26 protein-coding genes, 1 pseudogene and 2 riboswitches are annotated in these 23,659 nt (G+C 69.4%); of the genes and pseudogenes, 17 read left to right on the forward strand and 10 right to left on the reverse strand.

Features of this window, described 5'->3' with window-relative positions:
- A pseudogene (locus tag METY_RS21485) lies at positions 1-143 on the reverse strand (N-acetylglucosamine kinase); the annotation flags it as partial.
- 111 nt (positions 144-254) lie between these two features.
- Here METY_RS21485 and METY_RS21125 point away from each other — a divergent pair.
- Positions 255-398, forward strand: coding sequence for a hypothetical protein (locus METY_RS21125; RefSeq protein WP_160147381.1), 144 nt, complete (start codon positions 255-257; stop codon positions 396-398).
- Position 399: 1 nt separating this feature from the next.
- On the opposite strand, the gene METY_RS21630 is transcribed toward METY_RS21125, so the two are convergent.
- From METY_RS21630 to METY_RS17170, 3 genes are read right to left on the reverse strand one after another with little or no spacing between them, the layout of a single operon-like run.
- Positions 400-522, reverse strand: a complete 123-nt coding sequence (locus METY_RS21630) for a hypothetical protein (protein WP_255401000.1) — start codon at positions 520-522, stop codon at positions 400-402.
- Entirely contained in the window at positions 519-1,418 is a 900-nt protein-coding gene (locus METY_RS17165) for an ROK family protein (protein WP_103122611.1), read from the reverse strand. The genes METY_RS21630 and METY_RS17165 overlap by 4 nt, the downstream gene beginning before the upstream one ends.
- A 7-nt stretch (positions 1,419-1,425) precedes the next feature.
- Positions 1,426-2,292, reverse strand: a complete 867-nt coding sequence (locus tag METY_RS17170; protein ID WP_244593715.1) for a LysR substrate-binding domain-containing protein — start codon at positions 2,290-2,292, stop codon at positions 1,426-1,428.
- Between the two features lie 160 nt (positions 2,293-2,452).
- Here METY_RS17170 and eda point away from each other — a divergent pair, with 160 nt between their 5' ends.
- The 3 genes from eda to METY_RS17185 all read left to right on the forward strand — a co-directional run bounded on the left by eda (position 2,453) and on the right by METY_RS17185 (position 4,686).
- The gene (eda, locus tag METY_RS17175) at positions 2,453-3,103 is read left to right on the forward strand and encodes a bifunctional 4-hydroxy-2-oxoglutarate aldolase/2-dehydro-3-deoxy-phosphogluconate aldolase (protein WP_200819724.1); all 651 of its coding nucleotides are present in this window, start codon (positions 2,453-2,455) and stop codon (positions 3,101-3,103) included.
- Positions 3,104-3,182: 79 nt separating this feature from the next.
- Positions 3,183-4,031: a tellurite resistance TerB family protein gene (locus tag METY_RS17180; RefSeq protein WP_103122614.1), complete on the forward strand. Its 849-nt coding sequence runs from the start codon at positions 3,183-3,185 to the stop codon at positions 4,029-4,031.
- Positions 4,032-4,389: 358 nt separating this feature from the next.
- The gene (locus METY_RS17185) at positions 4,390-4,686 is read left to right on the forward strand and encodes a DUF2934 domain-containing protein (RefSeq protein WP_103122615.1); all 297 of its coding nucleotides are present in this window, start codon (positions 4,390-4,392) and stop codon (positions 4,684-4,686) included.
- Positions 4,687-4,760: 74 nt separating this feature from the next.
- On the opposite strand, the gene METY_RS17190 is transcribed toward METY_RS17185, so the two are convergent.
- A complete protein-coding gene (locus METY_RS17190) occupies positions 4,761-5,384 on the reverse strand; it encodes a hypothetical protein (RefSeq protein ID WP_146035748.1) in 624 nt (207 codons plus the stop codon).
- Positions 5,385-5,468: 84 nt separating this feature from the next.
- A complete protein-coding gene (locus tag METY_RS17195; RefSeq protein ID WP_103122617.1) occupies positions 5,469-6,659 on the reverse strand; it encodes a pyridoxal phosphate-dependent aminotransferase in 1,191 nt (396 codons plus the stop codon).
- Between the two features lie 134 nt (positions 6,660-6,793).
- Between METY_RS17195 and METY_RS17200 the strand changes: the two genes are divergently transcribed.
- From METY_RS17200 to bluB, 8 genes are all read left to right on the forward strand, one after another.
- Entirely contained in the window at positions 6,794-7,366 is a 573-nt protein-coding gene (locus METY_RS17200; RefSeq protein WP_103122618.1) for a type 1 glutamine amidotransferase domain-containing protein, read from the forward strand.
- A 53-nt stretch (positions 7,367-7,419) separates the two neighbouring features.
- Complete coding sequence (locus tag METY_RS17205; protein WP_103122619.1) at positions 7,420-7,767, forward strand: hypothetical protein; 348 nt, start codon at positions 7,420-7,422, stop codon at positions 7,765-7,767.
- A 249-nt stretch (positions 7,768-8,016) separates the two neighbouring features.
- The gene (locus tag METY_RS17210) at positions 8,017-9,891 is read left to right on the forward strand and encodes an IlvD/Edd family dehydratase (RefSeq protein ID WP_244593716.1); all 1,875 of its coding nucleotides are present in this window, start codon (positions 8,017-8,019) and stop codon (positions 9,889-9,891) included.
- A 48-nt stretch (positions 9,892-9,939) separates the two neighbouring features.
- Entirely contained in the window at positions 9,940-10,641 is a 702-nt protein-coding gene (locus tag METY_RS17215; protein ID WP_103122620.1) for a GNAT family N-acetyltransferase, read from the forward strand.
- Between the two features lie 13 nt (positions 10,642-10,654).
- Positions 10,655-11,401 carry an SDR family oxidoreductase gene (locus METY_RS17220; protein WP_103122621.1) on the forward strand — a complete coding sequence of 249 codons (747 nt, stop codon included), beginning with the start codon at positions 10,655-10,657 and terminating at the stop codon, positions 11,399-11,401.
- A gap of 30 nt (positions 11,402-11,431) precedes the next feature.
- Complete coding sequence (gene denD, locus METY_RS17225; protein ID WP_103122622.1) at positions 11,432-12,409, forward strand: D-erythronate dehydrogenase; 978 nt, start codon at positions 11,432-11,434, stop codon at positions 12,407-12,409.
- A gap of 338 nt (positions 12,410-12,747) precedes the next feature.
- On the forward strand, positions 12,748-13,560 hold the full coding sequence (locus tag METY_RS17230) for a heme-binding protein (RefSeq protein ID WP_244593721.1): 813 nt from the start codon (positions 12,748-12,750) through the stop codon (positions 13,558-13,560).
- Positions 13,561-13,695: 135 nt separating this feature from the next.
- Positions 13,696-13,879: riboswitch (cobalamin riboswitch) on the forward strand.
- Between the two features lie 51 nt (positions 13,880-13,930).
- Complete coding sequence (bluB, locus tag METY_RS17235) at positions 13,931-14,662, forward strand: 5,6-dimethylbenzimidazole synthase (protein WP_103122623.1); 732 nt, start codon at positions 13,931-13,933, stop codon at positions 14,660-14,662.
- A gap of 12 nt (positions 14,663-14,674) precedes the next feature.
- Here bluB and METY_RS17240 read toward each other — a convergent pair whose 3' ends face one another.
- Positions 14,675-15,175, reverse strand: coding sequence for a hypothetical protein (locus tag METY_RS17240; protein WP_103122624.1), 501 nt, complete (start codon positions 15,173-15,175; stop codon positions 14,675-14,677).
- Between the two features lie 103 nt (positions 15,176-15,278).
- Positions 15,279-15,821 (reverse strand): TIGR00645 family protein, encoded by a 543-nt coding sequence (locus METY_RS17245; protein WP_103122625.1) that lies wholly within the window; start codon positions 15,819-15,821, stop codon positions 15,279-15,281.
- A gap of 233 nt (positions 15,822-16,054) precedes the next feature.
- On the opposite strand from METY_RS17245, the gene METY_RS17250 reads away from it, so the two are divergent.
- Entirely contained in the window at positions 16,055-16,693 is a 639-nt protein-coding gene (locus tag METY_RS17250; protein ID WP_103122626.1) for a thioredoxin domain-containing protein, read from the forward strand.
- Positions 16,694-16,719: 26 nt separating this feature from the next.
- Here the strand turns inward: METY_RS17250 and METY_RS17255 are convergent, their stop codons facing one another.
- The gene (locus METY_RS17255) at positions 16,720-17,820 is read right to left on the reverse strand and encodes a 2'-deoxycytidine 5'-triphosphate deaminase (protein WP_103122627.1); all 1,101 of its coding nucleotides are present in this window, start codon (positions 17,818-17,820) and stop codon (positions 16,720-16,722) included.
- 92 nt (positions 17,821-17,912) lie between these two features.
- A riboswitch (SAM riboswitch) is annotated at positions 17,913-17,992 on the forward strand.
- Positions 17,993-18,048: 56 nt separating this feature from the next.
- Between METY_RS17255 and METY_RS17260 the strand changes: the two genes are divergently transcribed.
- Positions 18,049-19,248 carry an O-succinylhomoserine sulfhydrylase gene (locus tag METY_RS17260; protein WP_103122628.1) on the forward strand — a complete coding sequence of 400 codons (1,200 nt, stop codon included), beginning with the start codon at positions 18,049-18,051 and terminating at the stop codon, positions 19,246-19,248.
- A gap of 75 nt (positions 19,249-19,323) precedes the next feature.
- Here the strand turns inward: METY_RS17260 and METY_RS17265 are convergent, their stop codons facing one another.
- Complete coding sequence (locus tag METY_RS17265; protein WP_103122629.1) at positions 19,324-19,896, reverse strand: GcrA family cell cycle regulator; 573 nt, start codon at positions 19,894-19,896, stop codon at positions 19,324-19,326.
- A gap of 428 nt (positions 19,897-20,324) precedes the next feature.
- On the opposite strand from METY_RS17265, the gene METY_RS17270 reads away from it, so the two are divergent.
- The 3 genes from METY_RS17270 (at position 20,325) to METY_RS17280 (ending at position 23,553) form a co-directional block, all read left to right on the forward strand.
- Positions 20,325-21,548: an aspartate aminotransferase family protein gene (locus METY_RS17270; protein WP_103122630.1), complete on the forward strand. Its 1,224-nt coding sequence runs from the start codon at positions 20,325-20,327 to the stop codon at positions 21,546-21,548.
- Positions 21,545-22,474 carry an ornithine carbamoyltransferase gene (argF, locus tag METY_RS17275; protein ID WP_103122631.1) on the forward strand — a complete coding sequence of 310 codons (930 nt, stop codon included), beginning with the start codon at positions 21,545-21,547 and terminating at the stop codon, positions 22,472-22,474. The genes METY_RS17270 and argF overlap by 4 nt, the downstream gene beginning before the upstream one ends.
- Before the next feature lie 74 nt (positions 22,475-22,548).
- Positions 22,549-23,553: an Hsp33 family molecular chaperone gene (locus METY_RS17280; protein ID WP_103122632.1), complete on the forward strand. Its 1,005-nt coding sequence runs from the start codon at positions 22,549-22,551 to the stop codon at positions 23,551-23,553.
- The last annotated feature ends 106 nt before the right edge of the window (positions 23,554-23,659 follow it).

The following is a 23,659-nucleotide window of genomic DNA, read 5'->3' on the forward strand; positions in this document are numbered from 1 at the left end:
GCCCGCGCCCCGCGCCGCACGTTTGCGGGCCCGGAAAGGCCCTCGCCGACGAGGCGGCCGGCGGCGTCCCGCACCCGGGCGCGGCAGCGGGTGCCGCCGCCGTCGACGCCGAGAAACAGGGGCCCGCTCTCATAGCCGCTCATGCCGCCGCAGCTCCTATGGTGAATCGGCCGGGAACCAGACGCCCGCCGCCGCGTTTCCGACACACATGGGGCGGCGCCTGAGGGGACGCGCGCTCCGGGGGATTTAGAGCCATGATCGACCCGGCCATCGCACGCTTCGAGCGCCGCCGCCGCTTCGCCGAATACGGCGGCTCCATCGCGATGCTCGCCTCATGGGGCGTCGGGATGTGGCTCGTGGTCAACCTCGTCGACATCGCCACGCTGCTGACCCGCTGAGTCACCACAGCGCCCAGATCCGTCGCGCCGCGCCGGCGGCGAGCACGACCATGATCACGGCGTAGGCCGCGATCCAGAGGCGGCGCTCGCAGCGTCCCTCCTCAGGGCTGGGCGCGGCGCTCATGGCTTCCACAGCCAGGCCGCGCCGCGGACGCCGGAGGAATCGCCGTGCAGGGCGGGCCGGATCGGGGTGGAGAAGCCGTCCGAGAACACCCGGGAGGCGATCACGGCGGGGAGCGCCTCGTAGAGCTCCGGGACGTTCGACATGCCGCCGCCCAGCACGATGACGTCGGGATCGAGCAGGTTCACCACCGTCGCGAGCGCGCGGCCGAGCCGGTCGACGTAGACCGCGAGCGATCCGGCCGCGTCCGCGTCGCCCCCGCGCGCGGCAGCCACCACCGCTTCCGCGCTCATGGCGACGCCCGTCGTCAGCGCGTGGGCGCGGGCGAAACCGGGGCCGGACACGAAGGTCTCGACGCAGCCGCGCTGGCCGCACCAGCACAGCGGGCCGGGCGCCTCGGCGCTCCCGCTCGCCCAGGGCAGCGGGTTGTGGCCGAACTCGCCGGCGATCGCTTGGCGGCCGGTCCAGGGCCGCCCGCCGATCGCGACGCCGGCGCCGCAGCCTGTGCCGACGATCACGGCGAAAGCCACCGCCGCGCCCGCAGCGGCGCCGTCGGTCGCCTCCGACACCGCAAGGCAGTTGGCGTCGTTCTGCAGCCGCACCGGGCGGCCGAGCGCGGTCTCGAGGTCCTGCTTCAGCGGGCGGCCGTTCAGCCAGGTGGAGTTGGCGTTGCGCAGCAGCCCGGTGGCAGGCGACAGGGAGCCCGGCATGCCGACCCCGACGGAGCCCGTCGCGCCGAGGGCGCTCTCGAAGCGGGCGACGAGGGCGGCCACGGCGTAGACGCAGCCCTCGTAGTCGTTCTGGGGCGTTGGCGCGCGCTCCCGGAGCAGCGTCGCGCCGCCTTCGTCGAGCGCGATCGCCTCGATCTTGGTCCCGCCCCAGTCGATTCCGATCAGCATGCGCGGGTCAGGCCGCCCGGTCGAGGCGCGCGAGCGTGGCGCGGATCGCGCTGGCGAGCGTGCGCGACGCCACCCCCGCGTCCGGCCGCACCACGAGCCCGATTTCCGCCGCGGGCATATCCGGCAGGCCTTCCGCCGCCCCCAGCCGCCGCCAGCCCCCGGGCACGGAGCTTTCGGCGACGCAGGTGAGGGCGAAGCCGGTCGAGACCGCCGACAGCACGCCCTGCAGGCTCGACGAGACATAGGCGATGCGCCACGGGCGGCCGGAGGTCTCGAGCGCCCCCAGCACCACGTTCCGGAAGCGGCAGCCCTCGCTGAACACCGCGAGCGGCAGCGGATCGACCAGTTCCGGGCGGTGGTCCGGCGGCGCGCACCAAACCAGCGGCTCGTAGCGCAGCAACTCGCCGGTCGGGCGTTCGGGGTCGCGGGTGATGACCGCGACGTCGATCGCGCCCTGCGCGAGGTCGCGCTCCAGCCGCTGGCTGATCTCGCAGCGCACGTCGAGCTGCACCTTGGGGTGGGTCGTCATGAACCGCCGCAGCAGCAGCGAGCCGAACGGCTCGACGTAGTCGTCGGGGATGCCGAGCCGCACCCGCCCGCCCAGACTTTCGCCGCCCAGCGCCAGCCGCGCCTCGTCCTCGATCTGGAGAAGCTGCCGCGCGTAGCCGAGCAGCTCCGTTCCGGCCGGCGTCGCGATGGCGCCGGCCCGCCCGCGCTCGATCAGCCGATGGCCGAGCTCGGCCTCCAGCGCCGCGATCTTGGCGCTGACGGCGGACTGGGTGCGGCCGAGCCGCCCCGCCGCGGCCGTGAAGCCGCCCATGTCCACGACCGCCGCCAAGGTCGCCAGAGCGTCGAGGTCGAGGTGGCGGGTCATGCGGGTCTCTCGTGCGGCGAACGTGGGGCCGAGAGCGACCATAGCGGCGGATCCTCCGTCATGCGAGCGGCGCATCCCTGCGCCAAACTTGACGTGGCGACGCTTGGGCGCGATGCAGCATGCGCCGAAAGTCACCTACGCCCCCCGCGAGGAGATGCTCATGTCTTTCACGCTCGCCAAGACCGAACGCCTCGCGGCGATCCTGGCCCAGGCTCCCGTCATTCCGGTGCTCACGTTCGAGGACGCGGCGAGCGGCGTCGCGACCGCCAAGGCGCTCCGGGACGGCGGCCTGCCGGTTCTCGAGGTGACGCTGCGCACCCCGAAATCGCTGGAGGCGCTGCAGGCGATCGTCTCCGAAGTCGAGGGCGTCACCGTCGGCGCCGGCACCGTGCTCGAGCCCGAGCACGTCCAGACCGCGATCCAGGCCGGCGCGGAGTTCCTCGTCAGCCCCGGCGTCAGCTCCCGGCTGATCGCCGCCGGCAGCGAGGCGCCCGTGCCGTTCCTGCCGGGCGTCGCCACCGCCTCCGAGGCGATGCAGCTCGCCGAGCGCGGCGCGAACTTCGCCAAGTTCTTCCCTGCCGGCCCGGCCGGCGGCCCGGCCTATCTCAAGGCGCTGCTCGCCCCGCTGCCGAACCTGCACTTCGTGCCGACCGGCGGCGTCGACCTCGGCAACGCGCCGAGCTACCTCGCCCTCAAGAACGTCGTCAGCGTCGGCGGCTCCTGGGTCGCGCCGGCGGACCTGATCGCGCGCGGCGACTGGGCCGGCATCCAGGCGCTGGCGCAGGAAGCCTCGAAGCTCAAGGCGCGCTGACGGCCGCGGCCGCCGCTTGCGGCCCGCGGGCCGCGACCCTACCTCCGAACGGCATCATGACGCCGATCGGAGACCTGCCGTGCTCGACGCCAAATCCATTCTCGACCAGTTTCTCGGCTCCGGCGGCGGTTCGAACCGCGGCATGGGCGACATCCTCAAGCGCATGGGCGGCCCGGCCGCTCCGGGCGGGAAGGGGTCGGCCGGCGGATCCGGCGATCTGATGAAGCAGGTCGAAGGCCTCGCCAAGGGCAACCTCGGCGGCGTCGCCGGCGGCGCGATCGCCGGCACGCTGGCCTCGGTGCTGCTCGGCGGCAAGGGCTCCAAGAAGGGGCCCGCGCTCGGCGGCAGCGCCATGAAGCTCGGCGGCCTCGCGATCCTTGGCGGCCTCGCCTACAAGGCGTGGCAGAACTACCAGGCCAATCAGGCCCCCGCGCCGGGCGCGCCGTACCCCTATCCCCAGGCGCCCGGCCACCAGACCCAGCCGCAGTCGGCGCCGATCGAGGTGCTGCCTCCGCCCACCGAGACCCCGTTCAGCCCCTCCACCTCGGCGGACGAGCAGAAGCTCGGGCTGCTTCTCATCCGCGCGATGATCGCGGCGGCCCGCGCCGACGGCAGGATCGACCGCGAGGAGATCGGGAAGATCAAGGAAGCGCTGAAGGCCGCGGGCGCGGAGGCGAACGAGGAGGAGTTTCTGCTGGAGCACCTCGGCCAGGCCGACGATCTCGACGCCATCGCGGCGGAAGCCAGAGGGCCGGAGCTGGGTTCCGAGGTCTGGCTGGCGGCGCGGCTCGCGATCGATCCCGACACGCCGGCGGAGCAATACTTCCTGCAGGCGCTCGCCGCCAAGTTGAAGCTGGACGAGGCCCATGTCGCGCATCTGGAGGCGACGGCGGCGCAGGCCAAGGCGAGCGGCGTCACCGCAGGCTGACCTGCCGCCGCTTGGCTGACGGTAACGGCGTGTTGAACGGTCGATCGGCGACAGAGCTGACGCAAAGGAACCAAGAGCCTGTGTCGTCGGTTGTGCCTTCAAGAGTTACACGGAGGCACCGATGCTGAAGAACATTCTGAAAGCGCTGTTCATGGGTTGGATCACCAAGAAGATCGCGCAGCGCGGCGCGCGCCGTCGCCCGGATTACCGCTACTGATCGATCGCTTCGCGATCGAGGATTTGGGCCTGAAGCGCTGCTTCGGGCCCTTTTTCGTTGCGGCTGTGCGTTCGATCAATGGGGAACTAAGCGGCGGCGCGCAGAGTTGCCTCCCACATTCACAAGCCTGCGAGGAAGACCATGTCCGAGACCCCCGTGACGCCGAAGCTGCGCGAACGCGCCCGCAAGCTTTGGATCGACGCTGGTTCCCCCGAGGGCCGCGAGGACGACTATCTGGAGCGGGCGAAGGAGCTTGCGGCCCTTGAGTCCAACCCGCAGGCCGGGTTGGAGCCAAACCCGCTTGCCGACGGCGTCGTGACGCCGGCCGAGCGTGGCGAGCCGATCGAGGAAGCGTCGCTCCAGGAAAACCTGGGCGAATTTCCGGGACCTCTTACGGATCAGGGCGACGAGGCCCAGACGCCGCGCCCCCGCGAGTAACCTGCCTGCGGAGGGGCTTCCGACACCTTGGCGGCGCGGGGCCGGATCGCTGAAGACCGACCCCGGCGGCCGCGTCAGTTCGGCGTGTACTGCACGATCGTCGTCCCGCCCGTGATGCTGCACGAGATGTCCTCGTACTGCCGCAAGTCCGGCACGACGAGGACACGGTACGTCTGAACGCCGGCCGCCACGTTGAACACGCGGGACAGCGTCACTGGCAGATAAACGATCTGCCGCACGCTGGGCGGCGGCACGTTTGACTGCCCGTTCAGCAGATCCTCCTTGGCGCCGACGGTGGTGGAGCCCGGAGCGCCGCCAACGAAGGCGGAGGCGTCATTCTTCAATGCAAGGTGCACGTAGTATTCGTAGACTGACTGCGAAAATCCGTTGCCGTAGAACGTTCTGGATTTGTAGGAGCACCCGACGTTGCCCTGCCAGGTGACCATTGCGCGTCCGGGCGCCGCGAAGCGCACGCGGTAATCCGGCAGGGTCTTGGGCTCGAAGTCGCCGGCGAGGATCCTCACACAGAGAGATTGGTCCGCTTCCGTGCCGCAGGGACGGCTTTGATTGAGCGTCGGCTTAGGGGCCGCCGCGGCGGCCTTCGCGCTGAGCGTCACGACTCCGTCTTCGGCGGCGACGACAGGCGATGCCGTCGCCGCCGCCAGCGTTGCGGCGACGGCTATGATGGTTGTTTTCACGGATCCGGTACCCCCTCGGATGTCTGAGGTCTGGACCGTACCATAAAAAGTCCAAAGCGGCGGCCGTCGTTTTAGAATTTCGCTTCAGATCGTGCGCTCGCTCAGAAAGGCCCGCATCCGCTCCAGCGCGCGCGCGATGTTCTCCGCGGAGTTGGCGTAGGACAGCCGGATGTACCCCTCGCCGTACACCCCGAAATCGGGTCCGCCGATGACGGCGACGCCGGCTTGCTCCAGCAGGGCGGAGGCGAGCGGCTTCGCCTTCCAGCCGGTCGCGGAGATGTTGGGGAACGCGTAGAACGCGCCCTTGGGCGTGACGGCGCTGACCCCGGGAAGGGCGTTCAGGCCCTCGGTCACCACAGCGCGACGCTTGTCGAACTCCGCGCGCATGTGCCGGACGGCGTCCTGCGGGCCGTCCAGCGCCGCGATCCCGGCATATTGGGTCGCGGCGTTCACGCAGGACCAGGCGTTGACGGCGAGCTTGCGGACGTCCTCGTAAAGCGTCTTCGGCCAGATCGACCAGCCCAGCCGCCAGCCGGTCATGGCGTAGGTCTTGGACCAACCGTTCAGCACGATCAGCCTGTCGCGGATCTCGGGGTAGCTGAGCAGGGTGCGGTGTTCGAGCCCGTCGAAGACCAGTTGGTCGTAGATCTCGTCCGAGAGGATCGCCACATGCGGATGGGCCTCGAGGCCCTTCACCAGCTTGTCGATCTCCTCGGCCGGCGTCACGCCGCCGGTCGGGTTCGCCGGCGAGTTGATGACGACCAGCCGGGTCCGCGGCGTGATCAGCGCCAGCAGTTCGTCCGCCGAGAAGGCGAAGCCGTTCTCCTCGCGCGCCGGGACCGGGATCGGCGTCGCGCCGGTGTGCTCGATCATGGAGCGGTAGATCGGGAAGCCGGGGTCGGGATAGAGGATCTCCGCCCCCGGCTCGCCGAACAGGCGGATGGCGGCGTACATCGTCACCTTGCCGCCCGGCACGATCATCACGAGGTCCGGATCGACGGCGACGCCGAAGCGGCGGTCGAGGTCGCGGGCCACAGCCTCGCGCAACGGCAGGATGCCGACCGACGGCGTATAGCCGTGATGTCCGTCGCGCAGCGCCTTGACCGCCGCCTCCACCACATGCGGCGGCGTCGGGAAGTCCGGCTGGCCGATCCCGAGATTCACGATGTCGCGGCCTTGCGCGCTCAGCGCCGTCGCGCGCGCCAGCACGGCGAAGGCGTTCTCCTCGCCGATGCGGTCGAAGGCCGCGACCGTGGTGAGGGCGTTCGTACGCATCACTGAAATGCTCGCTTGCATGGCGAGAGCGGGAACGATCGCCCGCCCCTCTGGGTTGTGTTCGCAACAAGCGCGTAACGCGCCGCGGACGCGCTTCAAAGCGTTCTTACGCAGATAATTCAAGGAGTTTCATCATGGCCAATCGCCTCGACGGGCGTCGCATCGCCGTGCTCGCGACGGACGGTTTCGAACAGGTTGAACTGACTGAGCCGGTGAAGGCCCTTAAGGAGGCCGGCGCCGTGGTCACGGTGGTCAGCCCGAAGTCCGGCGAGATCCAGGGCTTTGAGCACGACAAGCCGGGCCAGAAAGTGAAAGTCGATCAGGAGCTTGGCTCCGCCGACGCCGGATCGTTCGACGGTCTTCTCATCCCCGGCGGCCTGTTCAATCCCGACGCGCTTCGCGTGGACGACACGGCGTTGAATTTCGCGCGCGGCTTCTTCGAAGCCGGCAAGCCGGTCGCCTCGATCTGCCACGGCCCGCAGGTGCTGATCAGCGCGGGGCTGGTGAAGGGCCGCAAGATGACCGGCTTCAAGTCGATCCAGCAGGATCTGAAGAACGCCGGCGCGATCGTATCGGACGAGGAAGTCGTGACGGATCAGGGCCTCGTGACCTCGCGGAACCCGAACGACATTCCGGCGTTCAACGCCAAGATCATCGAAGAATTCGCTGAAGGTCGGCACGACGGACAGCGCCGTTCTGCGGCTTGATCTGCAAGTGCGACCTGCCGACGCGACCACTCACTCTCTTAAGGAGCTTTGACATGACCAAGATCGCTCACGGCCTGTTCGCGGGCCTCATCGCCGCTTCCTTCGCGGTGGCTCCCGCCGCCATGGCGCAGAGCCCGAACAGCGCCCAGTCCACCAACGGTCAGACCTATCTGAACGATCAGAGCCAGGCGGACCAGACTCGTATGGACCCGGGCGCGCCGACCGGCGCCGCGGAAGCCGCTCCCGGCGGCAACATCACCGGCGCCCAGTCCACCAATGGGCGGACCTTCCTGCAGGACCAGAAGGCGGCCGACGAGACTCGTCTCGACCGGGGCGCCCCGAGCGATCAGGCCCGATCGAAGGACGGCAAGCCGCTCGGGCCGACGAACACCCGCGGTTGACCTCTGGTTCACCAATGGGCCGGACACGTTAACCTGCGTGTCGCCTGAAGTTGACGCCCGTTCCCGCAAGGGAGCGGGCGTTTTCGTTCCAGCACCGCTGCACGAGACTTGTTTTCAGAAACCGAACTTTTGTTCGATTGCCCTTGATCCGTCGCCGTGGCCGGAGCATTCTCCGCCCACTTTGAAGCCATTCGAAACGTGATGCGGCGCGCAAGACGCCGCGCGCGTAGTTTGAGGGAGCGCGGCGACATGGCCAGCAACGGCAAGGGCGGAAACGGGCACGGCAGCATCGACGGCCATGCCGAAACTGGCGACGACGTCCATCTGCTGAAGCCCGGCCAGAAGCGCAAGCTCCGCTCGCAGCTGTGGTTCGACAATCCCGAAAACCCTGGCATGACAGCGCTTTACCTTGAGCGCTACCTCAACTTCGGGCTGACGCGCGAGGAGCTGCAATCCGGCAAGCCGATCATCGGCATCGCCCAGACCGGCTCGGATCTCAGCCCCTGCAACCGCCACCACATCGAACTCGCCAAGCGCACCCGGGAGGGCATCAACGCTGCCGGCGGCGTCGCCTTCGAGTTTCCGGTGCACCCGATCCAGGAGACGGGAAAGCGCCCCACAGCGGCTCTCGACCGCAACCTCGCCTACCTCGGTCTGGTCGAGACGCTCTACGGCTATTTCCTCGACGGCGTGGTGCTGACCACCGGCTGCGACAAGACCACGCCGGCCTGCATCATGGCGGCGGCGACAGTGAACATCCCCGCGATCGTGCTCTCGGGCGGACCCATGCTCAACGGCTGGTTCAACGGCGAGCGCACCGGCTCGGGCACCATCGTCTGGCACGCCCGCCAGCTGATGGCGGAGGGCAAGCTCGACTACGACGGCTTCATCGAGCTCGTCGCCTCCTCGGCGCCCTCGGTCGGCCACTGCAACACGATGGGCACCGCCTCGACCATGAACGCGTTGGCCGAGTCGCTTGGCATGACGCTGCCGGGCTGCGCCGCCATCCCCGCGCCCTATCGCGAGCGCGGGCAGATCGCCTACGAGACCGGCAAGCGCATCGTCGACATGGTGTGGGAGGACCTGAAGCCCTCCGACATCCTCACCCGCGAGGCGTTCGAGAACACGATCGTGGTGAACTCCGCGATCGGCGGCTCCACCAACGCCCCGATCCACGTCAACGCCATCGCGCGCCACATCGGCGTCGAGCTCGACGTGCAGGACTGGGAGACCTACGGCCACAAGGTGCCGCTGCTGGTGAACTGCCAGCCCGCCGGCAAATACCTCGGTGAGGAGTTCCACCGCGCCGGCGGCGTGCCGGCGGTGGTCGCGGCCCTGATGGAGCAGGGGCTGATCCACGAGGGCGCGTTGACGGTCAACGGCCGGTCGATCGGCGACAACTGCCGCGGCAAGCTCACCCTCGACGCCGACGTGATCATGCCGTTCGACGCGCCCCTGAAGCGCGAAGCCGGCTTCCTGGTGCTGCGAGGCAACCTTTTCGACAACGCGATCATGAAGACGTCGGTGATCTCGGACGAGTTCCGCGAGCGCTACCTGTCGAACCCTGAGAGCCCTAACGCCTTCGAGGGCCGGGCGATCGTGTTCGAGGGGCCCGAGGATTACCACCACCGCATCGAGGACCCGTCGCTCGAGATCGACGAGCACTGCATGCTGTTCATCCGCGGCACGGGGCCGATCGGCTATCCCGGCGGGGCTGAGGTGGTGAACATGCAGCCGCCGGCCGAGCTCATCAAACGGGGAGTCCACGCGCTGCCCTGCATCGGCGACGGCCGCCAGTCCGGCACCTCCGGGTCGCCCTCGATCCTGAACGCCTCGCCGGAAGCCGCGGCCGGCGGCGGGCTGTCGATCCTGCAGACCGGCGACCGAGTGCGGATCGACCTCGAAAAGGGGGAGGCGAACATCCTCCTGCCCGCCGAGGAGCTGAACCGCCGACGCGCGGAGCTCGCAGCCAAGGGCGGCTTTCCGATCCCGCGGCACCAGACGCCGTGGCAGGAGATCCAGCGCAGCATGGTCGACCAGTTCGACAATGGCATGGTGCTGAAGCCGGCGGTGAAGTACCAACGCGTCGCCCAGTCCATGGGCGTGCCGCGCGACAACCACTGAAGCGTGTGGGGGCGCGGACAACGCCCTCTTCGCGCCAAGGTCGCCGTCATGCCGTCAGCCGAACAGCCCGTCGGGCCCGCCGTTTCCTATGCGGAGCCGGCGACGCGTCCGGCGGCGACCACGCTCGAGGGACGATTCGTCCGCCTCACCCCGCCGAACCCGGGCGAGGACGCAGCCGATCTGTTCCCAGTGGTCTCCGGCCCTGAGAACGCGGCGCTCTGGACCTACCTGTTCAACGGCCCCTTCGCCTCGGAGGAGGCGCTTTCCGCGGAATTCGCCAAGACCGCCGGCCTCGTCGACCCCGTCTTTTTCGCCATCCGGGACGCGGCGACGGGCAGGGCGCTCGGCCGCGCCTCCTACATGCGGATCGAGCCGAACCACCGCGTGATCGAGGTCGGCTCGATCCTGTTCTCGCCGCTCCTGCAGCGCACGCCCGCGGCCACGGAAGCCATGTACCTCATGGCCCGGCACGTCTTCGAGGATCTCGGCTACCGGCGCTACGAATGGAAATGCGACGCGCTGAACGCGCCCTCGCGCGCGGCCGCTGTCCGTTTCGGGTTCCGCTTCGAGGGTGTTTTCCGCAAGCACATGATCGTCAAGAGCCGGAGCCGCGACACCGCTTGGTTCGCGATGACCGACGATGAGTGGCCGCGCGTGAAGGCGGCTTTCGAACGCTGGCTGGAGCCGGCCAATTTCGATGCGGAGGGTCGGCAGACGCGCCGGCTCGAAGAGATCCGCGCGAAGCTTTGAGAGGGAGGCGACGGTGGCCGACAGGCTGAAGGGCAAACGCGCGCTGGTGACGGCGGCGGGGCAGGGCATCGGACGCGCCATCGCCGAGGCGTTCCTCGCCGAAGGCGCGGAGGTGGTGGCGACCGATCTCGACGCCGCCAAGCTTGCGGATCTCGCAGGCGTCGCGACCTCCGCGCTCGACGTGCGCGACGGCGCGGCCGTGGAGGCGCTGGTCGCCGCGCATGGCCCCTTCGACGTGCTGGCGAACGCGGCGGGCGTGGTTCACGCCGGCTCGATCCTCGACTGCTCAGACGCCGACTGGGATCTCGCCTTCGACGTCAACGTGCGCTCGATGCATCGGACGATCCGCGCCGTGCTGCCCGGCATGCTGGAGCGCGGGCGGGGTTCGATCGTGAACGTGGCTTCGGTCGCTGGCGTGGCGAAGGCGGTGCCGAACCGTTACGTCTACAACGCCAGCAAAGCCGCGGTGGTCGGCCTCACCAAAGGGGTCGCCGCCGACTTCGTGCGCTCCGGCGTGCGCGCCAACGCGATCTGCCCGGGGACGGTCCAGTCGCCATCGCTCGAGCAGCGCATGACCGAACAGGCGGCGGCGTCAGGCAAGCCGCTGGCCGAGGTGCGGCAGGCCTTCGTGGACCGTCAGCCCATGGGCCGGCTTGGCGAGGGCCGCGAAGTCGCCGCGCTCGCGGTCTATCTCGCCAGCGACGAGTCCAGCTTCGTCACCGGCCATCTCCATTTCGTCGACGGCGGGTTCGCCATCTAGGCGGCCCGCGCAAGAGTCAGGAAAGACACGATGCATATCCTCGTCATCGGCGCGGCCGGCATGGTCGGCCGCAAGCTCACCGAAAAGCTCGTCGCCAACGGCGCTCTGGCCGGCCGGACCATCGAGCGGCTCGACCTGGTCGACGTGATCGCGCCCAAGGCCCCCGAGGGAGCGGCTTTCCCCGTCAACGTTTCGGCGGCCGATCTTTCCGAGCCGACGACGGGGGCGCTCCTCGTCGCGGACAAGCCCGACGTGATCTTCCATCTTGCGGCGATCGTCTCTGGCGAGGCCGAGGCCGACTTCGACAAGGGGTGGCGCATCAACATGGACGGCACCCGCTACCTGCTGGAGGCCATCCGCCACGCCAACTACGTCCCCCGCCTGGTTTTCACCTCGTCGATCGCCGTGTTCGGCGCGCCGTTCCCCGACTACATCCCGGACGATTTCCACCTGACCCCGCTGACGTCCTACGGCGCGCAGAAGGCCTGCTGCGAGCTCATGCTCGCGGACTACACCCGCAAGGGCTTCGTGGACGGGATCGGGCTGCGCTTCCCCACCATCGTCGTGCGGCCGGGCGCGCCCAACAAGGCGGCCTCGGGCTTCTTCTCTGGCATCATCCGTGAGCCGTTGTCGGGCATCGAGGCGGTGCTGCCGGTGGGCGACGACGTGCGCCACTGGCTTGCGAGCCCCCGCGCCGCGGTGCAGTTCCTGATCCACGCCGCGGAGATCGACGGCGCGGCGGTCGGCCCGCGTCGCAACATCACGCTGCCGGGCGTCGAAGTCACGGTCGGCCAGATGATCGAGGGGCTGAAGGCCGTCGCCGGCGACGCGGTCGCCTCGCGCATCAAGCGCGAGCCCGACCCGACCGTGTTGAAGATCGTCTCCGGCTGGCCGGAAGCTTTCGAGGCGAAGCGCGCCGCCGTGCTTGGCTTCAAGGCCGACGACAGCTTCGAGGCGATCGTCCGGGCCCACATCGAGGACGAACTCGGGGGATCCTTCGTAGCGTAAGCCGCTCCGGCCAGGGGGGCGCGGGTTTCGACTCCGCGAAAGCGCGACCGCGCTCCCCAGCGGCAATCTTGCGCTTGGCGACGCTTTCGGATCCGCCACGCAGATCTGGAAGCGCGCCGGCGGCGGTAAGCCAGACGCAAACGACGTTTCGTAGGCGGAGAAACTCGGTCTCCCCGACAGATCCGGTCGAGGGTCGCTCGCTACCAATTTCGATTGACAAAAGCAGCGTGCAGAGCTTCCCTCCCTAAATTGGCCGTTGTTTGGATATCCTTCCGGCTGATGAATATCCCCCGAATTGTTGCGTGAATTGTTGAGATGCGGAGTCGACATGATTGTTCATGGTCGGCTCTGTGCGTCGGTGTGCTTCTAACTGCGCCTCGCCTCGACATCAGGTCTTAAACCAACAACAGTTCTTCTGGGGAAACGTCATGAACTTTCAGAAGATCGGACGCACGTTCGCGTGCGCGATAGCTGTGGCTGGCTTCGCCGCCCTCGCAGGTGCAGGCGCGGCTCAAGCCGAAGACTGCCCGGTCACTCACGCGGCGCTGAAATCAGCGCTCCTTCAGGCCGATGAAGTCGACACCACCGGCCTGAACAACCATTACTGGGCCGTCGTCGTGAACCGCAGCGGAACGGTGTGCGCCGTCGCCTATTCGGGCCCGACCGTCAGCTCCCAATGGCTGCTCAGCCGTCAGATCGCGGCCGCCAAAGCCTTCACGGCGAACGGCCTCAGCCTCGACGGGGCGCCGATCTCGACGGCGATGCTCTACCCCTGGGTGCAGGGGAGCCCGAGCGGCGGCAATCCCCTCTTCGGTCTGGCGGCGGGCAACCCGCTGGACGGGGACGCCGTCTACGACGGCGACTACGCCAAATTCGGCACGCCGGAGGACCCGCTGATCGGCAAGCGCGTCGGCGGCACGATTACCTTCGGCGGCGGCCTCGGTCTCTACAGCGGCAACACGGCGGTCGGCGGTCTCGGCCTGTCGGGAGACACGGCCTGCGCCGATCATTCAACGGCGTTTCGCACGCGGAACAGGCTGGCGAGGACGCCGACCAACGTCGCCGACAAGCTGATCTTCGACAACACGAACGGGCATCCGCATTGCCCGAACGACAGGGGCACGGCGGGCGTAACCGTCCCGGCGTCCTGAAGCCGCCAGCGAACGTTTCGTGCTGCGGGTGGTTATTCCTTCCCGCCGCACGACGGCCCCTGTGAAGCGCGCCGCTCGACGTGCGGCGCGCCGGGTCCGCGACCATCGGCGGGTTGGCCGCTGCGGCATGTCCAGCTAGCATCCGCCTCGTTCGGTGCCCGCGCGAGTGGGAGAATCGGAAACGCGGTGCGAACCCGCGGCGTGCCCGACGCTGTGAGGGGGACCGGGACGGCATGACGCCACTGGCCGACAGGGCCGGGAAGGCGCCGCTCCCGGGACGATCCCGAGCCAGAAGACCGGCCGGACGCCAGAGCCATGACCGCGCGGACGGCGGGAGGGGCGTTGCATTCGCTGAAGAGGAGCGAAAGCGATGTCGTTCGCCATGACGTCTTCGAGGCCCTTGCCGCAAGGCGATAAGACCTCAGACCTTGCGCCGGCGGGGGCGTTCTCCGAAGCCGAGCGGGCCGCCGTCTACCGCGCCATCGAAACCCGCCGCGACGTCCGGAACGAGTTTGCGGCCCGCCCCGTGCCGGACGACGTCCTGCGGCGCATCCTGGCCGCCGCGCACGCCGCGCCCTCGGTCGGGCTCATGCAGCCGTGGAACTTCATCCTCATCCGGGACCCGCAGACGCGCGCCCGCGTCCACGACGCGTTCACGCGCCGCAACGCGGAGGCCGCCCAACGGTTCGAGGGCGCGCGGGGCGATCATTACCGCAGCCTGAAGCTTGAAGGCATCCTCACCGCGCCCCTCAACATCTGCGTCACCTGCGACCGGGACCGCGGCGGGCCGCAGGTCCTCGGCCGCACGCACCAGCGCGACACCGACCTCTACAGCGCGGTCTGCGCCGTGCAAAACCTGTGGCTCGCGGCGCGGGCGGAGGGGATTGGGGTCGGGTGGGTCAGCATCTTCGACCCCGAGGACCTGAAGCCCCTCCTCGGCGTACCGGAGCGCGCGGTGGTCGTCGCCTATCTCTGCGTGGGCTACGTGGACGAACTCTTCGTCCGGCCCGAGCTTGAGGCGCGGCGCTGGGCGCGGCGGTCGCCGCTTGAAGACGTAGTGTTCGAAGAGCGCTGGGGCGAAAGGTCGGCCCAGCCCGAGTAAGGGCGCCGCCTGTTACGGTTTCGCCTGCGTCTTGGCGCAGTCGGCGACGCCTTCGAGCGCCTCGCTCGCTCCCTTGGACGCGAAGGACGTGGCCACGCCCTCGACTGCGACGGACGCCGTTTTGGCGGTCCGAAGCGCGCCCAGGAGCTTGGCCAGGGCGCGGGGATCGGCGCCTGGGCCAAGCGTCAGTTCGCTCTCCGCCGCAGTCATTGGGAAGGCGAGCGTCAGCCCTTCGGCGACGAACTGCGCCTCGACGTTCCGGCGCGACGCGGCCCGTCCCTTGATCGCGGCCAGCACCACGCGCGCCGAGGCGCCCTTTTGGACGTGGGGTCCGCCGCCCTCGCCGCAGGAGAACGAGAGCACGTCGCCGCTCTTGGTGGAGACCGCCGCCCAGTGCGCGCCCATCTGGTAGCCGGAGCTCCAGACGTCGGGCGCGTCCTGCGCCTTCGCGGCGATCGGGCCGAAGGCGAGCACGGCGAGGATGGCCGCGGACGAGAGGCGGGCTGAGGTCATGGCTCCGGGTCTCCTGCGGCGCGGGTGAACCGCAGGAGTGATCGCCTGATCGCCTGGGCGGGATCAACCCGGCGCCGCGGCGCGCGGGGCGCCTGCGCGCCGCTCAATGCTCCTGCTGGGTCATTTTGTCGACGAAGACGATGCCGATGGCCGAGAGGATGAAGATCGAATGGATGATGGTCTGCCACATCACGCCTTCGGAGGTCAGCCCGCCCGGCACGCCGATCTTGCCGGCCTCGATGAAGGTGCGCAGCAGATGGATCGAAGAAATGCCAATGATCGCCATGGCGAGCTTCACCTTCAGCACGCCGGCGTTGACGTGGCTGAGCCATTCCGGCTGGTCCGGGTGGCCGGCCAGGCCGAGGCGCGACACGAAGGTCTCGTAGCCGCCGACGATCACCATCACGAGCAGGTTCGAGATCATCACGACGTCGATCAGACCGAGCACGGTCAGCATGATCTGCTGCTCGGTGAAGGAGGTGGCGTGGCTCACGAGGTGCCACAGCTCCTTCAGGAACTGGAACACGTAGACGCACTGGGCGAGGATAAGGCCGAGATAGAGCGGCAGCTGGAGCCAGCGCGAGCTGAAGATGACGAGCGGCAGAGGACGCAGGCGGCCTGCGGACAGAGGCTTTTCAGCGGACAAGGTCGGGTTCCGGAGTTGATGACGATCGGCGATGCGCCGACCGCCTCGGATAGCACGCCGCGTCGCGGCGCCGGATGACCGCTCGAAGACGTGAAGCGCGGCGGTTCGCCGCCGTAGCGACCGCGGCCGCGCAATCTCGCCAAGTCGCTCGCCTTTTCGTGATCCCCATGCCCTTGAACCTGCGCCGGGTGATGGCCCCACCGTGCGGCGTGAAGGAATTGGGGAGGACGAATATGATCAGCCAAAGCCGCCGGACGCTGCTCGCCGCGATGGGCGCGGCCCCGCTGAGCCTGGCTCTGGGCGCGGCGCCGCTGCGGGCGCAGACCGTCGGGGAGGCCGCGCTCGCCAATCCGGGACCGCTGCCGGAACAAGCGTTCGGACCGGCCGACGCGAAGGTGAAGGTGATCGAATACGCGTCGATCACCTGCCATCACTGCCTGAACTTCCACCTCACCACTTGGCCGCAGATCAAGGCCAAGTACGTCGATCCCGGCAAGATCCGCTTCGTCATGCGGGAGTTCCCGACGAACGCGCTCGCGGCCGGCGGCTTCATGCTGGCGCGCTGCGCCCCGCAGGATCGCTGGTACTCGACGATCGACCTGCTCTACCGCAGCTCCGAAACCTGGGCCCATGCGCCCGATCCGGTCGCGGAGCTCAAGCGGGTCATGAGGCAGGTCGGCATGACCAACGAGGCTTTCGAGGCCTGCCTCTCCAACCAGAAGCTGCTCGACGACGTCAACACGGTGGCGCGCGGCGGCGCCGCAGCGGGCGTGACGGGCACGCCGACCTTCTTCTTCAGCGGTGGGCGAAAGGAGCAGGGCGCGCTGACCCTCGAGCGCTTCAGCGCGATCGTCGACCCGATGCTGTCCTGACGCCTGGCGCGTCGGCGTCTCCCCACTCAGGGCGCGCGGAAGTGCTTCGACAGCTTCAGGCCCTGGCCCTGGTAGTTCGACGTCGCGAGTTCGCCGTAGAGCGTGCGGGGTCGCTCCAGCATGCGCTCGTAGACGAGGCGGCCGACGTTCTGACCGTGCTCGAGGATGAACGGCACCTCGTGGCTCCGCACCTCCAGCACGGCGCGCGCGCCGGCGCCGCGGCCCTCGACGTGGCCGAAGCCGGGGTCGAAGAAGCCGGCGTAGTGCACGCGGAACTCGCCGACGAGCGGATCGAACGGCGTCATCTCCGCGGCATGGTCCGGCGGCACTTGCACCGCCTCGCGCGAGGCCAGGATGTAGAATTGGCCTGGATCGAGCACGAGGCCGGACCGCCCGGCGCGGATCGGCTCCCAGAACTCCAAGACGTCCTGCATGGCGCGGGCGTCGACGTCGATGACGCCGGTGTGGCGCTTGCCGCGCCAGCCGATGATTGCGTCGTCCGCGCCGAGCAGGTCGACGGTGACCGCGACCCCGCCGCGCACGTCGGGGGCGTCGGTGTCGATCAGCCGGCTCGTCGCCTGCAGCGCAGCCAGCGCGGCGTCGTCGAGCCGGGCCTCGCCCTGGCGGAGCCGAAGCTGCGACAGGCGCGAGCCGGTCCTCACCAACACGGGGAATGTGCGCGGGCTGATCTCCGCGAAAAGAGGTCCGCGATAGCCGGCGGGCACGACGTCGAAGGCGCGCGCCCCGTCGGCGATCACGCGCGTGAAGACGTCGAGGCGGCCAGTCGAACTCTTCGGGTTCGTCGCCCCGGCGACGTCCGCGGGCAGCGCGAGGCTCTCCATCAGCGGGGCGATGTAGACGCAGCCGGTCTCGAGCACGGCGCCCTGGCGGAGGTCGATGGTGTGAAGCCGGAACTCGTCGAGCCGCTCGGCCACCGTGCGGCCGGCGCCGGGGAGGAAGCTCGCGCGCACCCGGTGAACGACGGGCCCGAGCCGGAGGTCAAGGCTCGCGGGCTGGATCTGGTCGTCCGCGGCCCGCGCGTCCAGAACGAGACCGCCATCGGCGATCAGTCGCTCGATCGCCTGGCTCGGCAGAATTCCCCCGCGGCGCTCATCCCTCAATTCCACGTCGCGGACCCTTCGCTGTCTCGCCGGCGGCCGGCATATCTGACCCGTTTACGCGAACGTTGACGCTGGCGCACCTCCGCAGTACGACCGACGCCGATCTCCGTGGCTCCTTGGGCCGGCCGGCTTGCCGCCACGTTAAAACAACCCGCTAAAAGGCCGGATTGCGCGCTCGAGTCCCGTGCGGGGCGTCACGTCGCGACCCGGCCGTTCGCTGAAGGTCGCACCGCCATGAGCCGTCCGCCGCTTCCCCTCGACCGCGCCGTCAAGCCGGCCACGCGCCTGATCCACGAAGGCGAGGCTCGTTCGGGCTACGGCGAGATGTCCGAGGCGCTCTACCTCACCTCCGGCTTCGCCTACGACACGATGGAAGCGGCCGAGGCGCGGTTCGACGGGCGGGACCCGGGCTTCATCTACTCGCGCTTCTCCAACCCGACCGTCGCCACCTTCGAGAAGCGCATGATCGCGCTCGAAGGCGCCGAAGCCGGCCGTGCCACCGCCAGCGGCATGGCCGCGGTGACCGCCGCCATGCTGTGCCAGCTCAACGCCGGCGACCATGTGGTGGCGGCGAAGGCTCTGTTCGGCTCCTGCCGTTACGTCGTTGAGGACCTTTGCCCGCGCTTCGGCATCTCGGCGACGCTGGTCGACGGGGCGGACCTCGCGCTGTGGCGCGCCGCCGTCCGGCCGCAGACCAAGGTGCTGTTCCTCGAAAGCCCAACCAACCCGACGCTGCAGGTCTACGACATCGCGGCGATCGCCACGATCGCCCACGAGGCCGGCGCGCGGCTGGTGGTCGACAACGTGTTCGCGACGCCGGTCCTGCAGCAGCCGCTGAAGCTCGGCGCGGACGTGGTGGTCTACTCCGCGACCAAGCACATCGACGGCCAGGGCCGCGTGCTCGGCGGGGTCGTGCTCGGCTCCGAGAAGTTCGTCATGGACCACCTCCACAACTTCCTGCGGCAGACCGGCCCCGCCATGTCGCCGTTCAACGCCTGGACGCTGGCCAAAGGGCTGGAGACGCTGGCGCTTCGGGTGGAGCGGGCGCAGGCGAGCGCAGGCGCCCTCGCGGACTTTCTCGCGGACCATCCCAAGGTGTCGAAGCTGACCTATTGCGGCCGGGCGGACCACCCGCAGGCCGATCTGGTGAGGGCCCAGATGGCCGGGGGCGGCACGCTGGTCGCGTTCGAGATCGACGCCGGCAAGGCGGGCGCCTTCCGCTTCGGCAACGCGCTTCAGGTCGTGAAGATCTCGAACAACCTCGGCGACGCCAAGTCGATCCTCACCCATCCGGCGACCACGACGCATCAGCGCCTCGCGCCCCCGGCCCGCGCGGAACTCGGGATCTCCGACGCGATGCTTCGGCTGTCGGTCGGGCTTGAGGACGTTTCCGACCTGCTCGAGGACATCGACGTCGCCCTTAAGGCCGTGTGACGCGGGGAAGGCCAATCGAACGAAAAAGGCCGCCGGGGCGTAACCCCGGCGGCCTTTTTCTGAAGCGCGCCCGGTTTAGTGCGAGGGCATCATCGGCCGACGATCGCGCCGGCGATCGTTGGCCGGCTGGTAGGCGATGGTCGCGTGGTGCGGGCAGTAGGCGTGTCCGGGGGTCGAACGGCCGCCGCAGAACCGGAATTCCGCCTGGCTCGGATCGCCGAGCGGCCAGCGGCACATGTTTTCCTTGAGCTCCATGATCGTCACGCTCTCGCAGGCGAACGGCGTCGTCTCGACGAGTTGCATCGCGACCGGCCGGGGCGCCGGAGCCGGGACGTGGCGCGCCTCCATCACGGGGGCCGCCGCCAGGGCGGCGTTTCCGCGGGAGGCGTAGACCGGCTGCTGCTGCGGGCGGGAGACGCCGCCGGCGCCCGAGGCCGCCGCCGGGCGCGTCGGCGCGGCGACGGGCTTGCGGATGCGGGCGACGGCGGTCGGGGCCGCCTTGGCGCGGCCCGAGAGGCCGAGGCGGTGGACTTTGCCGATGACCGCGTTACGGGTCACGCCGCCAAGTTCCGCCGCGATCTGGCTTGCGCTGAGGCCGTCGGCCCAAAGCTTCTTCAGAAGCTCGACCCGCTCGTCGGTCCACTGCATTGGATCCTCCAAAGCTCTTCGTCTCAGGCGGAATCCGGAAGCCTTCGCCGTTACGCGCTTATCGCGCGCTCGGGCGTCGCCGCCGTCCTACTCGCCTGGGATCTCGTCGCCACGAAATGTCGTCGCGTTAATGAAATCTAAACTACGATAGCCGGCGACTCAGCGTAAAGAGTCCGATCTGCAACACTGGGGTTTTCCCCAACTCCCGTATTTTCGTTTATCCACTGCTTGCGCACAGGCGCCTCTGGCGCCGCGGGGCCGAGAGCGTCATACGCGCGCGGATTGACAGCGGGCCCTCGGCGCCTATCATGCGGCCCATCGTGGAGAAGGGCCGCTCGGCTGGGCGGCTCTTTTCTTTTTTCCGACGCCCGGAGCGCGGTCCGCGACGATTTCAGCGGCCGCCGAACCGCCCAAGGACGGCCGATCCCGTGTCCCCCGCCCCGTCTCCCTCTCCGCTCCTGCCCGTTTTCGCGCGCGCGGACCTCGCCTTCGAGCGAGGCGAAGGCTGCTGGCTGGAGACCGCCGACGGAACGCGTTACCTCGACTTCGCCGCAGGCGTCGCGGTCAATTCGCTCGGCCATGCGCATCCGCATCTTGTGGAGGCGCTGACGACGCAGGCCCGGAAGCTCTGGCACGTCTCCAACCTCTACCGGATCCCGGAGGGCGAGCGGCTCGCCCAGCGGCTGGTCGACGCAAGCTTCGCCGACGTCGTGTTCTTCGCCAACTCGGGCGCCGAGGCGCTCGAGGCGTCGATCAAGCTCGCGCGCAAGCACTTCCACGCCAACGGCCAACCCGAGCGCTATCGGCTGATCACCTTCGAGGGCGCCTTCCATGGCCGCACGCTCGCCACGATCGCGGCCGGCGGACAGGCCAAGTACATCGAGGGCTTCGGCCCCAAGGTCGAAGGCTTTGACCAAGTCCCGTTTGGCGACCTGGCGGCCGTCGAGGCTGCGATCACGCCCGAGACCGCGGGCATCCTGATCGAGCCCCTGCAGGGCGAGGGCGGCGTCCGTCTCGTGCCGCCGTCCTTCCTGCGCGCCCTGCGCGAGATCTGCGACCGGACCGGGCTGCTGCTGGTGTTCGACGAGGTCCAGACCGGCGTCGGCCGCACCGGCCGCTTGTTCGCGCACGAAATGGCGGGCGTGACGCCCGACGTGATGGCCATCGCCAAGGGCATCGGCGGCGGGTTCCCGCTCGGCGCCTGCCTCGCCACGTGGGCGGCGGCGGACGGCATGACGGCGGGCGTGCACGGCTCGACCTTCGGCGGCAACCCGCTCGCCATGGCGGTCGGCAACGCCGTGCTCGACGTGGTGCTGGCGCCGGACTTCCTGGAACACGTACGCCAGATGGGCCTTCTGCTGCGGCAGCGCCTCGCGGGCGTCGTCGACGCCCACCGGTCGCTCGTCACCGAAGTGCGTGGCGAGGGGCTGCTCACGGGTCTGCGCTGCGCGATTCCGAACGGCGAGGTCGCAGCCGCCTTCCGCAGCGAGCGGCTGCTGAGCGTCGGCGCGGGCGACAACGTCGTGCGCCTGCTGCCGCCGCTGATCGTCACCGAGGCCGAAATCGGCGAGGCGATCGGGATGGTCGACCGCGCCCTCAGCCGCATCGAACGGGAGATGGGACTCGCGCTTGCGCGGGGAGCCGCCGAATGACGACGCCCAACCACTTCCTCGACCTGGCCGACCTTTCGGGGCCCGAGCTGCGGGCCATTCTCGACGCCGGACGCGCGATGAAGGGCCGGCGCCGCACGCCCGCGGCCGACGCCGACAAGCCGCTCGCCGGCAAGGTCGTCGCCATGGTGTTCGAGCAGCCCTCCCTGCGCACCCGGATGTCGTTCGACGTGGGCATCCGCGATCTCGGCGGCGAAAGCATCATGGTCTCCGGCAAGGAGATCGAGCTCGGCGAGCGCGAAGCGATCGCCGACACCGCCCGGGTGCTGTCCCGCTTCGTCGACGCGATCATGATCCGCATGCTCAAGCACGACGCGCTGCTGGAGCTCGCGAAATACGCCACGGTGCCGGTGATCAACGGCCTGACCAAGGTCTCGCACCCCTGCCAGGTGATGGCGGACCTCCTCACCTTCGAGGAGCGCAAGGGGCCGATCCGGGGACGGACCGTGGCCTGGACAGGCGACAGCAACAACGTGCTCGCCTCCTGGATTCACGCCGCCGCGCGTTTCGACTTCCGCATCAACGTCGCCACCCCGCCGGAGCTTGCCCCGTGCGCGGACATGGTCGCCTGGGCCAATCGCGAGGGCGCGGACCTGCGGCTCGGCGCGGATCCGGAGGAAGCTGTCGCCGACGCCGACGCGGTGATCACCGACAGCTGGGTCTCCATGGGCGATGGGGACGGTGAGCGTCGCCACAACCTGCTTCGGCCTTATCAGGTGAACGAGCGGCTGATGGGCCTCGCGGCGCCGGACGCGATCTTCATGCACTGCCTGCCGGCGCACCGTGGCGAGGAGGTCACCGACGCCGTGATCGACGGCCCGCAGTCGGTGGTGTTCGACGAGGCGGAGAACCGTCTCCATGCGCAGAAGGGCGTTCTCGCCTGGTGCTTCGGCGCGGTCGGCGCCTGAGGCGGCGGGTTCGTCCGGCGGCCATGCGGCGGGCGCTCTTCCGCCCGGCGCTCTCTCTCCCTAAGTAGGCGGCCATGAACGACATATCTCCCTCCGCCCTCCGCGAGGACGGCGACGACCGCATCCTGCCGTTTCAGATCGAGGAACTCGACGTGCGCGGCCGCGTGGTGCGTCTGGGCCCCGCGATCGATCGTGTGCTGGAGCGCCACGCCTATCCGCCGCCGGTGTCGAAGCTCGTCGGCGAGGCCGTCGCCCTGACGGTCCTGCTCGGCTCATCGCTCAAGCTCGAAGGCCGATTTCAGCTGCAGACCCGGTCCGATGGACCGGTCGGCATGCTCGTGGTCGACTTCGAGGCGCCCGACAAGGTGCGCGCCTGCGCCCGCTTCGACGCCGATCGCCTCGCGGCGACGAACGGGGCGTCGGCCGGCGCGCTGCTCGGCCACGGCCATATGGCCCTGACCATCGACACGGGCTCTGAAGCGTCGCGCTACCAGGGCGTCGTGGCGCTGGAGGGCGGCTCGCTCGAGGACGCCGCCCACACCTACTTCGCGCAGTCCGAGCAGATCCCGACCAAGGTGCGGCTCGCGGTCGCCGAGAGCTTCGAGACCGGCGCCCGGCACTCCTGGCGCGCCGGCGGGCTGCTGGTGCAGTTCCTGCCGGAAGCGCCCGAGCGCATGCGCACGCCCGACCTCGCCCCCGGCGACGCGCCGGAGGGCGCGGCGGTCGACGAGACACCGGTCGACGACGCGTGGGTCGAGGCGGAGACGCTCGTCGCGACCGTCGAGGACCACGAACTGATCGACCCGACGCTTGCGCCCGAGCGCCTGCTGATCCGCCTGTTCAACGAGCGCGAGATCCGCGTTTTCGACAGCCGCGCGGTGCGGGAGGCCTGCCGCTGCTCCCACGAGCGGGTGCGCGGGATGCTGAAGAGCTTCTCGCCCGAGGAGCGCCGCGACATGCTCACCGACGCCGGAGCGATCGAGGTCACCTGCGACTTCTGCTCCACCAGATACGGCTTTGACGCCGCCGAGGTGGCGTCCATCGACCGGGAAGCGGCCGACGAGGCCGCGGCGGACTGAACGTCGCCCGGCGATCCGCGCGTTTTATCGATCGCGCCGAAGTTCGCCCCTTTCTCAGCCTCCACTCCGCCGCGTTGGGTCTTGCTGCGCGGACCGATCCCGCCCG

It is taken from the genome of Methylopila sp. Yamaguchi, from assembly GCF_002897035.1.
Lineage (GTDB): Bacteria > Pseudomonadota > Alphaproteobacteria > Rhizobiales > Methylopilaceae > Methylopila.

Coding starts and splice junctions, on each gene's coding strand:
- METY_RS21125 (WP_160147381.1), top strand. CDS start 255: ATGATCGACCCGGCCATCGCACGCTTCGAGCGCCGCCGCCGCTTCGCC.
- METY_RS21630 (WP_255401000.1), bottom strand. CDS start 522: ATGAGCGCCGCGCCCAGCCCTGAGGAGGGACGCTGCGAGCGCCGCCTC.
- METY_RS17165 (WP_103122611.1), bottom strand. CDS start 1,418: ATGCTGATCGGAATCGACTGGGGCGGGACCAAGATCGAGGCGATCGCG.
- METY_RS17170 (WP_244593715.1), bottom strand. CDS start 2,292: ATGACCCGCCACCTCGACCTCGACGCTCTGGCGACCTTGGCGGCGGTC.
- eda (WP_200819724.1), top strand. CDS start 2,453: ATGTCTTTCACGCTCGCCAAGACCGAACGCCTCGCGGCGATCCTGGCC.
- METY_RS17185 (WP_103122615.1), top strand. CDS start 4,390: ATGTCCGAGACCCCCGTGACGCCGAAGCTGCGCGAACGCGCCCGCAAG.
- METY_RS17195 (WP_103122617.1), bottom strand. CDS start 6,659: ATGCGTACGAACGCCCTCACCACGGTCGCGGCCTTCGACCGCATCGGC.
- METY_RS17200 (WP_103122618.1), top strand. CDS start 6,794: ATGGCCAATCGCCTCGACGGGCGTCGCATCGCCGTGCTCGCGACGGAC.
- METY_RS17205 (WP_103122619.1), top strand. CDS start 7,420: ATGACCAAGATCGCTCACGGCCTGTTCGCGGGCCTCATCGCCGCTTCC.
- METY_RS17210 (WP_244593716.1), top strand. CDS start 8,017: ATGGCCAGCAACGGCAAGGGCGGAAACGGGCACGGCAGCATCGACGGC.
- METY_RS17215 (WP_103122620.1), top strand. CDS start 9,940: ATGCCGTCAGCCGAACAGCCCGTCGGGCCCGCCGTTTCCTATGCGGAG.
- denD (WP_103122622.1), top strand. CDS start 11,432: ATGCATATCCTCGTCATCGGCGCGGCCGGCATGGTCGGCCGCAAGCTC.
- METY_RS17230 (WP_244593721.1), top strand. CDS start 12,748: ATGGTCGGCTCTGTGCGTCGGTGTGCTTCTAACTGCGCCTCGCCTCGA.
- bluB (WP_103122623.1), top strand. CDS start 13,931: ATGTCGTTCGCCATGACGTCTTCGAGGCCCTTGCCGCAAGGCGATAAG.
- METY_RS17240 (WP_103122624.1), bottom strand. CDS start 15,175: ATGACCTCAGCCCGCCTCTCGTCCGCGGCCATCCTCGCCGTGCTCGCC.
- METY_RS17250 (WP_103122626.1), top strand. CDS start 16,055: ATGATCAGCCAAAGCCGCCGGACGCTGCTCGCCGCGATGGGCGCGGCC.
- METY_RS17260 (WP_103122628.1), top strand. CDS start 18,049: ATGAGCCGTCCGCCGCTTCCCCTCGACCGCGCCGTCAAGCCGGCCACG.
- METY_RS17265 (WP_103122629.1), bottom strand. CDS start 19,896: ATGCAGTGGACCGACGAGCGGGTCGAGCTTCTGAAGAAGCTTTGGGCC.
- argF (WP_103122631.1), top strand. CDS start 21,545: ATGACGACGCCCAACCACTTCCTCGACCTGGCCGACCTTTCGGGGCCC.
- METY_RS17280 (WP_103122632.1), top strand. CDS start 22,549: ATGAACGACATATCTCCCTCCGCCCTCCGCGAGGACGGCGACGACCGC.